The 10369-nt window shown below is 70.6% G+C and carries 6 protein-coding genes; 3 read left to right on the forward strand and 3 right to left on the reverse strand.

Going from position 1 to position 10369, the window contains the following annotated elements; translation table 11 throughout:
• Positions 1-256 precede the first annotated feature (256 nt).
• Genes ACQEV1_RS42745 through ACQEV1_RS42755 form a run of 3 tightly spaced genes read left to right on the forward strand, consistent with a single transcriptional unit; the run spans position 257 to position 4241 of the window.
• Positions 257-1072: a hypothetical protein gene (locus tag ACQEV1_RS42745; protein WP_433402449.1), complete on the forward strand. Its 816-nt coding sequence runs from the start codon at positions 257-259 to the stop codon at positions 1070-1072.
• Positions 1069-1989 carry a hypothetical protein gene (locus tag ACQEV1_RS42750; protein ID WP_433402452.1) on the forward strand — a complete coding sequence of 307 codons (921 nt, stop codon included), beginning with the start codon at positions 1069-1071 and terminating at the stop codon, positions 1987-1989. Before ACQEV1_RS42745 ends, ACQEV1_RS42750 begins: the two co-directional genes overlap by 4 nt.
• Positions 1990-1994: 5 nt before the next feature.
• Positions 1995-4241, forward strand: a complete 2247-nt coding sequence (locus ACQEV1_RS42755) for a hypothetical protein (RefSeq protein WP_433402454.1) — start codon at positions 1995-1997, stop codon at positions 4239-4241.
• Positions 4242-5383: 1142 nt separating this feature from the next.
• Here ACQEV1_RS42755 and ACQEV1_RS42760 read toward each other — a convergent pair.
• Genes ACQEV1_RS42760 through ACQEV1_RS42770 form a run of 3 tightly spaced genes read right to left on the reverse strand, consistent with a single transcriptional unit; the run spans position 5384 to position 10361 of the window.
• Entirely contained in the window at positions 5384-6430 is a 1047-nt protein-coding gene (locus tag ACQEV1_RS42760) for a hypothetical protein (RefSeq protein ID WP_433402456.1), read from the reverse strand.
• Between the two features lie 32 nt (positions 6431-6462).
• Positions 6463-10146 (reverse strand): FxSxx-COOH system tetratricopeptide repeat protein, encoded by a 3684-nt coding sequence (gene fxsT / locus ACQEV1_RS42765; RefSeq protein ID WP_433402459.1) that lies wholly within the window; start codon positions 10144-10146, stop codon positions 6463-6465.
• Positions 10143-10361, reverse strand: a complete 219-nt coding sequence (locus tag ACQEV1_RS42770; RefSeq protein ID WP_433402462.1) for a hypothetical protein — start codon at positions 10359-10361, stop codon at positions 10143-10145. Before ACQEV1_RS42770 ends, fxsT begins: the two co-directional genes overlap by 4 nt.
• Positions 10362-10369 lie beyond the last annotated feature (8 nt).

The following is a 10369-nucleotide window of genomic DNA, read 5'->3' on the forward strand; positions in this document are numbered from 1 at the left end:
TCATGGCGGGCGCCGGACGCCCAGCGCACGCCATTCCCACCCTCATTAAGGACATGCCGAAATCGACATTTAATTACACGCGGCGAGTCCGGTCCACATGAGCTCCATGCGTCCAACCGAGGGACGCCCGCCTATTGCGAATAGCGGCAGCGGCAAAACCCCGACCGGGGATCCGATGGAGATTCCGTTAAGCTTCTTATCTCTCCGCTTCTTCGACGTTATCGTGGTTTGGGGTCGGCAAAGGGGGAGTCCTCACATGTTGCGGCAGACCAGGTGGTTGACGGTCGCCGCGCTGCTGGGAGCCGCGGTCTGCGGCCCGGCCGTCTCCCCCGCCCACGCCGATCCCGCCGGAGACGCCCAGACGCTTTACTGCGCGAAACCGGGAAACAAGCGTCCGCTTGTGGACACCGCGGTGGCGCTGGGCCTGGCCGGCCGGGGAACTCATGACAAGCCGCTTAAGGTCAACGGCCGCGATTACGCGGTCAAGGACTGGCGGCAGGCCTTCCCCCTCGATTTCGGCCGTGCCTGTGCCGCGCTCGTCGCGGTCCGGAAATTGCCGGAGACCTCGAGCGGCTGGACCGGCGAGCTGGTCAAGACGGTGATCGGGCTGATCCCCGTCGGGGTCGGCGCGCTGCTCGCGCTCGGCTCCGGCATGCTGACCACACGGAAGGCGAGCGCGGAGAGGGCGGCGGGAGAGCTGCACGCCGCGGCGACGGCCTACGAGCGGGCCTGCCGCGACTGCCTGATCGGCTGGCGCCGAGGCCAGGGGCGGTCCCTCGAAGCGGCCATGGACGCACCGCTCAGCGCGCTGCTGGCCGACCTCCAGCGCCGCAAGAGCCGTCATCCCCGATGGAGACTCGAACGGCTGATCACGGCGATCAGAATCCTCGACCGGGACATCCGCGAGGCCGACTGGCCGACCGAGCCCGCGCGGCTGAGACAGGACGCGCAGCGGCTCCTGGACCGGCTGGAGGCACGGCACGCCGACGCCATGGAGGTCGTCTCCCGGCTGGACCGCCCCTGGCGGTGGTACGGCCCGGTGCGGACCGAGCACGACGAGACACCGCCATGAGCCACCCCGACGAACGCGTCAATCCCTTCTGCCGGGACGAGGGGCACACCATGCCCAACCCGCCGCTGAAGTGCCTCCATCCCGAGAGCTGCACGTGCCACGTCGACGTCGACCATGCCGGCGAGAGCTACGAGCTCTTCCGGACCGCGCTGAACGGCGTCGGGACGCTCCAGCAGACCGGCCTTTTCGTCGCGGTGGGCGGCCCCACCGGCTGCGGCAAGACCTCGCTGGTCAACCGGTGCGCCGTCTGGGCCCAGCGACACCTGGAGGACAAGGGCGTCAAGACCCTTCCGCTCAACTTCAGCGGCCTCGAACGCGACGGGCAGACCATCGACCGGCGCGTCCGCAAGGTGGGCACCAGGATGTACCGGGCGGTCTCGCGCAACCAGCAGCTCGTCGAGGGCGACCTCCCGCAGATCGACTGGACGGCCGACCTGGAGGAGCTCACGTTCACGCTGAGCACGACCATGAAGCCCGAGACCGCTCTGATCGTCGTCGCCCCGCCGGCCGAGCGGTCCTCCGAGGTCGCCGGATACTGGGCGGCGACGCAGCGGAAGATGCTGGTGTTCTCCGAATCGGCCGACGAAAGCCTCCAGCGACGCAAGAACGAGTGGAAGATCAATGAAGTGGCGCAGCCGATCTACTTGAGGACCGGACCGCTACGACCAGGCGACGGCGCCGTCTTCCGCAATGCCAGAATCAATGTTCCGGGCCTGAAGAAAACCTTTCCCGATCTGGCACCCGACGCCATTGACGCACTCACTGGAGGTCAAGAGTTGTCCATCGGATTTGTGCAGACGTTGCTATGGAAGATCTACGAACATTATAAGAGTAATCCGTGGCCGACCGGAGATATAGTAACACTGGATGACTTGACGAGCTTCATAGCGGGCGAGCTGGAGGGGCGGGCGGGATAGTTGTGATGAATGCCCCTAATGCGCGCCAAGAACAGCTAATTGACGACAATCCCTTCCCTCGCCCCTCAGCCGACCCCTGGGCGCTCGGCGTCGACGTGGTCAGCGTGCCGACGCCGGCGATCGACGAGGCGATGCGGCTGCTCGACGCCCACCTCGCCGAAGACGGCACCGAGGGTGTCGTGCTGGCGGTCTCCGGCGACTACGGCACCGGAAAGACCCACCTGGCGACCCAGTTACTCCGCAAGGTGCGCTCATCGCACGGCGACGACGCACGCTACGCCTATGTGGGCGCGCAGGAGGGCGGGTTTCACACTCTTTATCGCGGCAACTATCTTGCAACTTTCAATCGCGACGACGTGATCCGCCATATCCGCGAATATTACGCCCACATCGTGGCCGACTCGCTGGAGAATACCGGATTCCCTCCTGAGGTCACTCGTCGCCTGCGCGAGCTGGAGATCGATCCACAGCATTTCGTCACGCAGTTCAATCTGGCCGAGAGCACCTTCCTGCAACGACTCAACGCGGATCTGGCGAAGGTCACCCGGAATGAGGAGTACGGCACCGCCCTCATGCTCCTGCTACGCAACGACCTGGCCGATCAGGTCTGGGAGTGGCTGCGAGGAGAGGAGCCCGATCCCCTGCTCCGCGAGCGGGGCATCACCAGCCGGATCGACGACGAGCCACGTGCGCTCGAGGCGATGGGCGTGCTGGCGCTCCTCTACCGCGGCCGCTCGCGCCACTTCGTCCTCGTCTTCGACGAACTGGAGAAGGTGCTTCCGAGTTCGAGCCGTCCCCCCGCGGAGACCATCGCGGCGTTCCGCGCGCTGACCGACCTCGCGACGCGCCAGGGGATCTTCCTCGTGCTCTGCGGCCTGCCGGAGTTCCTGGAGGCGATCGGCCAGAACAACGCCGAACACGCCATCACGGCGACGATCTCCACCGACGACGGCCTGTCGGCGGAACAGGTGCTCGACTACATCGACAAGAGCATGGCCGCCACGCGCTACGGGCCGGGGCTGGGTCCCTTCAGCGCGGAGATCATCCAGTTCATCTACCTGCTCACCGGGGGCAACGCTCGCCGGATCATCCAGATCTGCCAGTCGTGCTACCGCATGTCGCTCGACACCGGCCGGGTCGACCGATTGATGGTCCGCCGGGCGGCGAAAGGCAAGTCCGAGGTCGTCGACGAACGTACGGTCCGCAAGCAGATCGCCACCGAGCTGCAGAAACAGGCTCGCGAGTACCACACCGACCACCCGGTCGGCGGCGAGGACGGCCCCCGCGCCCCCTACTGGGTCCCCGTCTACGACTCGGGGTGCGCGATCTTCCTCACCGACTCGGTCCTGGACGAGGCCGACGCCCAGCGGTTGATCGCCAACGCCAGGGCGGTCCGTACGACGGCTCCCCGCAGCAGGACCGCGCTCATCGTCAACGGCTTCCTGGCCGACCCGGTGCGCCGGGACCTGGAGGAGAGTTTCTCCGAGCCGCCCCTCATCTTCGCCAGGGAGCGGTTCTCCGAAGACTTCGAGTCGCTCCTGCGCCGGTTGACCGGACCGCTGGAGGCCGCCGAGGGCGAGACGGCCGTGATCCGGGCCAACATCAGCCGGCTCGCGGCGGCGCAGACCAACGCGCAGCGCTATCTGGAGGAGCTCGCACTCCAGGTCGAGTCGATGCGCGACACCACCGAACGCCAGTACGCCGCCCTGGCCCGCGATCTGCAGGACCTCGATCCGCGCCGCCGCCAGCGGCCGCTGCCCGAGCACGTTGAAGTGATCTTCACGGAGGTGGTCACCGAACTGAAGGCGCTGACCGGCCTGGACGCCGCCCTCGGCGAGCTGTTCGGCGCCGAGTCGCCGGGGAGCGTGAGCGGCGTCCTGCTGCGGCTGCACAGCAGCGAGGCCGTGCGCACGGTCGGCGTCGCGAAGCTCACCGAGGCGTTGATCGCGGCCTTCCGTACCGCGGTCGAGGACTGGTACGGGCAGCTGGACGGTGCGACGCCCAGCGCGCGGCAGCTCGAACGGCTGGCCGTCTTCTGCCGCGCCTTCGACACGGTGCTGGAGGAGCTGCCGGTCTACCAGCTGAACACGCTCAACGACCTGCTCGCGCGACCCTCATCGCGGACCGCGGTCATCGAGCAACGCACCCGGTCTCGTCGGCAGGCCGACATGTACGTGCTGCTCAGCGAGCTCGGGCACCGCGTCCGGCAGGCCTTCTCGGCCACCGGCCCCGGCGGGCTCCACGGCCGCTGAGGGGACGAGCCGGGCGTACGCCGTGTTGCTCACGAGATAGAGCAGGTTGATGACCAGGATGGCGGGGGCGACCACGGCCACCGTCCCGGCGAACGCGGGTTCGAGGAGCAGCGCCAGCACGATCGCCGTGATGCCGTTCTGCTGCGCCAGCGCCAGGTACACCGTGTCGCCGCTGCTCTGCGAACGTGTCAGCGGAAGGCTGACGACCGCCTGGGCGCCGAACGCCGCGAGCCCCAGGACGAGCCCGGCTCCGGGCGAGATCCCGAGCGAGAGGATCAGGCCGAGCAGACCCGTGGCCAGGACGAAGGCGAGATCGACGGCCCGGTCCAGCAGCCGGCCGACGGCGCGCGGCCGGCCGGGGATGACCGGCCGCACCGCCAGGCCGACGAGGGCCACGGCCAGCACCCACACCTGCCAGATCGCGACGGCGACCGTGCCGGCGAGCAGGAGACAGGTGACCGCCAGCCGGGGCCACGGACGGAACCGCCGGACCCACCGGTAGGCCAGGAACACCGCGCCGGCCAGCAGCACGTTGCCCAGAAGGTCGAGGGCGAAGGACCCGGGTCCGCCGAGGTTCAGCGCGGCGGCCGACCCGCCGTGCCGCGCCGACAGCGCCAGCGCCCCGACATAGATCGTGAGGAGCGTCGTGACGGGGTCGTCGAAGGACGCCCACGCGAGGAGCAGGCCACGTCCGCGCGCGGAGAGCCGGGAGGAGCCGCCGAGGGCCACCACCGACAGCGGATCGATCTGCGCCACGGCGATGCCGAGCACCAGCGAGCCGGGCCTGGGGAAGAACGCGAGCATGACGGCGCTGATCAACGCGGCTTTCAACAGGACGCCCACCGTGACGGCGAGCACGACCGTACGCAGGTCGCCGCGCAGGTGCTCGAGGTCGATGGCGTGCGTGCTGCCGTAGAGGCCCAGCGCGAGAAGCCCCGTCACCACCGCCGGGTAGTAACCGCTGTTGAGCAGCGCCCCGACATGTCCGAAGTATCCGCCTGCGAGAGCGCCTAATCCGACTATTACGAGCATTAACGCAAATCGCTTCGCCATGGCGCCGGACACTTCCCGCGAGCAGGGGACAAAGACAATGACGACGCTGTCGTTTCGAGTGTAGAATATTGTCAGACCGACGGCAATTGTTACTGTCCGAAACTCGCCCCGGCGCCGACAAGGCCGGCCACGAGTTCGCCCATTCTCCGGTCGGCCTGACTCACGCGCTTCTGGTTGACGGTCACCCCGACGAGGTAGTCGCGGGGGCCGAGGCGGTAGTAGTAGACGGCGCCCTGTTCGACGTCCAGCACGATGCGCAGCATCCGGCCGCGAACCGCCTGCCGGGCGAGTTGGCTCAGCTGCCGGGTGAACGTGACGAACCCCTCGGCCGTGCGCCGGTAGAGCGTCCGCATCGCCGGAGGCGGCAGATGCGCCGGCCGCAGCGCGACGACCTGCTCGTGGTCGAGGAGGTCCGCCTCCGCGACGATGTCTCCCGACCGGCAGTGCGCGAGGTAGACGAGTTCGTCCGGTCTGAGCAGGTCGGGCAGCCGGCCACCCAGCGTGGACAGCGGCGAGCTCCGTCGCTGGACCGCGGATCGGAAGGTCTCGTCGTTCGCCGGTTCGTCCGCCGACGGCGCGTTCGCCGCCGGCATGGTACTCTTCCAGCCGCCGGGGTTCTGGGACGGGATCCCGAGCCGGTCGCGGAGCCCGTCGACGATGCCGCTGACGAACACATCGGCGTCGCGGACGAGACCGACCTGTGGCAACACCCGGGCCGTCCGGCCCTTCACGGCGGCGGCGGCTCCGAAGACGATCGCCAGGACGTAGTTCTTCGGCGTGACCGACATGCAGAACATGGCCCCGCGCTCCGCGTGCAGCACCATGCGGATCAGCCGGCCCGTCTCGAGGTCGTTCAGCTGCTGGTCCAGGGCGGTCATCATGAAGGCGAGCTGCTGCCCGGCCGCCTGGTAGAAGTGGCGCCGGTCCGGCGACGCGTCGGAGCCGGCCGAGAAGAGCTCCCCGGCGTCGAGCACGTCCACGGCGAACTCATAGACGCCGTGGTCGTACTTGGCCAGGTAGTGCGGACCTCCCTGCCGGCATACGTAGTCGTGAAAAGTGCTGACCGTAACCTGCTCGATGCTGCGGCTGCCCGTCCATTCATGGACACTCGCACGAGTTGTGCGAAGCTCCCCCATTGCCGCCTCCTTCGAAAACCCGCTTTTCCCCATCAGATGATTGGAATGTCCACATAAATGGCGGAAGTAATGCTCGCTTCGGTCAGGCCCTCAGCCGTCTCGAGCGCCGCGGCGGCGACCTCGGTATAGGGGTGTTCGTCCCCCAGATAGTCGAGCAGGTCCGCGGCGGTCGCCTCGTGCAGTCGCAGCGCCTCGTCGGCCCGGCCGAGACCCGTCAGCGCCCGTGCCTCGTGCAGCGCGGCCACCATCGCCCACGGATGCTGCTCGCCGAGCGCGGCGACGAGCCGCTGTCTCGCCTCCCGCACCGTCGCGAGGGTGTTCTCGGGCGCCTCCATCGTGCCCTCGAACAGGCCGAGGTCGAGCCGGCACAGCTGGACGAAGGGATGGCCGGGGCCGTACACGCCGACGAGGTCGTCGAGGAGCCGCCGGCCCAGCCGCGAGGCCCCCAGGTGATCGCCGGCCTCGTCGAGCTCGATCGCCAGGCTCAGCTCGGCGGCCAGGGTGCTGGGATGGCCGGCGCCCAGGACCGCGCGGAACCCGCGCACGGCCCTCCGGATCTTCTCGTCCGCGGCGTCCACCCCCCGCTGCCGGTCGACGATCGCGAGGCTCCTCAGCAGGTCCATCTCGCTGAGCCGGTCGGGCGTCTTCTGGTCACGCGCCTGGCCGAGGCTCATGACGAGCAGGCGCCGCGCCTCGTCCTTGCGCCCGTTCGCGAACTTGTAGTCGCCGACCCGGCGGGCGATGCGCAACGCGATCGGGTCGGTCTCCCCGAACTCGGCCACCTGCTGCCGCCACGCGCGTACGGCCGTGTCCTCGGCGAGCTGGTGCTGTCCGGTGAGGAAGGCGGCCTCGGCGAGGTTGTTACGGGCGATGGTCGTGTCGCGGTGGCCGTCGCCGAGGAGCAGCCGGGTCTCCTCGTACACGCCCTCGATCTCGCCCAGCGCCTGGCCGAACTGCCCCAGGCCGCGCCGGTCTCCGGTGCGGCCGCGGCCCGCGGTCAGTGCCCAGTAGCGGCCCGCGGCGTCCGCTCCGCGCAGGATCGTCAGCGCCTGCTCGCTCGCCCGCAGGGCGTCGTCGAACCGGCCGAGGTCACGGCGGAGGTTGGCGACCTGGACGAGCAGGCGCCCCTTGAGCAGGTCGTCCGGCCAGGCCGGCAGCAGCTCCTCGACCATCGGGAGCATGAGGCTCCAGCTCCCCCGGTCGCCGGTGACGTACTGGAATCGCACCTGCTCGACGAGCCAGCGGCGAGCGTGGGCGTCGAGGCTCTCGGCGGCCCCGGACGGGCCCAGATGCCGGTGGAGCTCGGAGAACACCTCCCCGTGGAGGCTCACCGGGCCGTCGGCCTCGACGGGCACGATGTCCGCGAGGGCGCCGATCGTCTGCCCCTGCCGCTCGGCCGCCTGCTCCGGGGAGAGGCGGTCCCGGATGAGCTCCTGCACCCTCCGGTGCAGCAGGATCCGCGGATCGCGGCTCCACTGGACGTCGGCCAGGCCGAAGCGCACGCAGAGCCGCAGCAGCTGGTCCAGCACCATGCTGTCGGCGGCGACGAGCTCGCCGGCCTCCGGACCGGCCGCGACGGCGAGCCGGTCGAGGAACGGCGCCGACGCCAAGAGCCGGTGGCTCGCGCCCTCGGGCGCGAGCCAGGCGCAGAGTTCGAGCAGCCGGGCCGCGAGGCACCCGAGCGGGCCGTCCTCCATCGACTCGAACGTCACGTCCAGGCAGGCCGCGGTCGGCTCCGTCCCGGGCGTCCTCATCCGCTGGGCGACGCGTGCCTTGAACTCCGCCACCGCCCACGCCGTCGCGCCGTCGGTGTCGAGCGCCCTGATGGCCAGCAGGTAGTCGACCGCCTCGCGGATCCACGCCGCCGCCAGCCTCAGCGCGAGCGGCAGGCCCTCGACGATGCCGACGACGGTCTCGGCGTGCTCGTCCGACAGCCCGTCGATCCGCTCGCGCAGGAAACGCCGTCCCGGGCCGGTGTCGACCGGCCCGAGGCGGTCGGCGGCGTCCCCGGCCGTACGGCTGGTGATGAGCACGTGGCCGGGACCGCCGGACGGGATGAGGTCCTCCAGCGCGGCCAGGTCGTCGGCGTCGTCGTAGACGAGCAGCCAGTTGTCCTGCCCGGAGGAGCGCAGCGCGGTGACGACGGCCGCCGCGGGGTCGCCCTCCGGGGACACCCGCAGCCGCGCGGCCAGGGCGTTCAGGTCGAGCCGTGCGAGCTCCGGCGTGCGCGCCGAGACCCACCAGATGATCCCGTAGTCCTCGCCGAAGGCCCGGATGTAGTGCTCGACCATGGCGGTCTTGCCGATGCCCGGCGGGCCGCCGAGGACGTGCGGCTCGCAGCCGTCGATGTCGCGCATCAGCCGGTCGCGCAGCGCGGCCAGGTCTCCGTCGCGCCCGACGAACGGGCCGTCGTCGGGCAGGACGTGGTTGGCGACCGCGCCGTCCGGGGGCGGGTCGAGCGGATACGCGGGGACGAAGCCGACGGGCGGTGAGGGCAGGCCGCCGGCGACGAGGCCGAGCCGGCCTTGTAAGAGCCGGATCGCCTCGCGTTGCTCCCGGCCGGCGAGGTTCAGCGTGAGCGGCGTGTCCGGCAGCCGCTCGGCGACGTCGTCGGACACGCAGAGCACGAGGGCGGGGTCCGTGCCGTGCCGCGCGTCGGCGAGCGCCGGCAGCAGGTGGGCCGAGGCGATCACGACGACCCGGCCCGTGACCGGCTCGCCCTCCGCGGCCAGCGTGACGTCGGCGCCGAGGCCGCGCAGCTGCGCCTGGACCCAGTCGGCCCAGCGGCGGTCGGCCCGGTCGTGGACGACCGTGAACCGCTCGGTCTCGCGGGCTTCGTCCAGACCGACGGCGATGCGGTAGTTCGCCCGCAGCGCGGCCGGCAGCTCGGCGTGACCGGTGACGACGCCGCCGGAGAGCCGCTCGGTCAGCCGGCCGTACGCCCGCACCACCTCGCTGTCCGGCTCCTCCGCCAGGGTCGCGAGGATGGAGCGGCCGGCCTGCCGGGACAGGAACGGGACGGTGAGGACCTCTTTGCCGGTGCCGGGCGGTGCCTCGAACAGCTGGGTGAGGAGGTCCGCGTCGACCTGGGCGATCTCCGGCCCGGTGGTGCGGGGACCGGCCCGCAGCGGCAGCAGGTCGATCCCGGCCGCGGCCTGCGCCTGGATCGCCTCGGCGAGGTTCGCCGCCTGAAGGGCGGCCAGGCGGCCCGGCCCGAAGGCCACGACGGCGACGTCGCTGCCCCGGGCGATGACGTCGATGATGTCGGCGTTCGGCTCGGTGGGCGCGTCGACGAGGATGTAGCCGTAGGGCAGGTCCTCCATCGCGTCGCGCAGCCGCTGGACGATGACGTCGATCGGTTCCGCCCAGGGCAGCCCCGGCAGCGACTCGCCTCGCCCGGGGCCGAGGGGCGTGACCAGGTCGACCGGGCCGGCGTCTCCGGGAGGCTGGAACCGTTCGGGCCGCCACGTGCCGGGGTCCTGTCCGGTCAGCCGGTCGAGGAGCGCGCCGAGCGCGGCGACCTCGGGCGGCTCACCGACGCTGAAGGGCTTGAAGTAGCCGCGATCGGTGGGGCGCTCGCCGCTCCAGTCGACGACGAGGACGCGCTCACGCGCTCCGGCCAGGATCATGGCGGTGTTCGCGACGGCCGCGGTGCGGCCGAGCCCCCGCGCCGCCGAGGTGAACGTCACGCACCGGGTCGAGCGACGGCCGGTCACGCCGTGCCGCCTGCCCTCGTGCCGCGCTCCGTCCGGCGCGAGCCTTCGAGGACCGTGTCATTGATGAAGCTGGCGTATCCCGGCGTGCCCTCGTCGCCCTCGCGGCGTCTCCGGGCCAGCGCCCAGCCCATGACCGACTCGTCCTGTTGTAGGTCCGGAGCCTCCAGATCGACCCCCGAGAGGTCCACCAGAGCCGGCTGCCCGTTTCCCCGCATGCCTCCAC

The sequence above is a fragment of the Actinoallomurus sp. CA-142502 genome, assembly GCF_050936355.1.
Taxonomy (GTDB): domain Bacteria; phylum Actinomycetota; class Actinomycetes; order Streptosporangiales; family Streptosporangiaceae; genus Actinoallomurus; species Actinoallomurus iriomotensis.

What these genes read in the sequence shown, in the direction of transcription:
- ACQEV1_RS42770 (WP_433402462.1), bottom strand. Translation starts at nt 10,361, where the DNA reads ATGCGGGGAAACGGGCAGCCGGCTCTGGTGGACCTCTCGGGGGTCGAT.
- ACQEV1_RS42760 (WP_433402456.1), bottom strand. Translation starts at nt 6,430, where the DNA reads ATGGGGGAGCTTCGCACAACTCGTGCGAGTGTCCATGAATGGACGGGC.
- ACQEV1_RS42745 (WP_433402449.1), top strand. Translation starts at nt 257, where the DNA reads ATGTTGCGGCAGACCAGGTGGTTGACGGTCGCCGCGCTGCTGGGAGCC.
- ACQEV1_RS42750 (WP_433402452.1), top strand. Translation starts at nt 1,069, where the DNA reads ATGAGCCACCCCGACGAACGCGTCAATCCCTTCTGCCGGGACGAGGGG.
- ACQEV1_RS42755 (WP_433402454.1), top strand. Translation starts at nt 1,995, where the DNA reads ATGAATGCCCCTAATGCGCGCCAAGAACAGCTAATTGACGACAATCCC.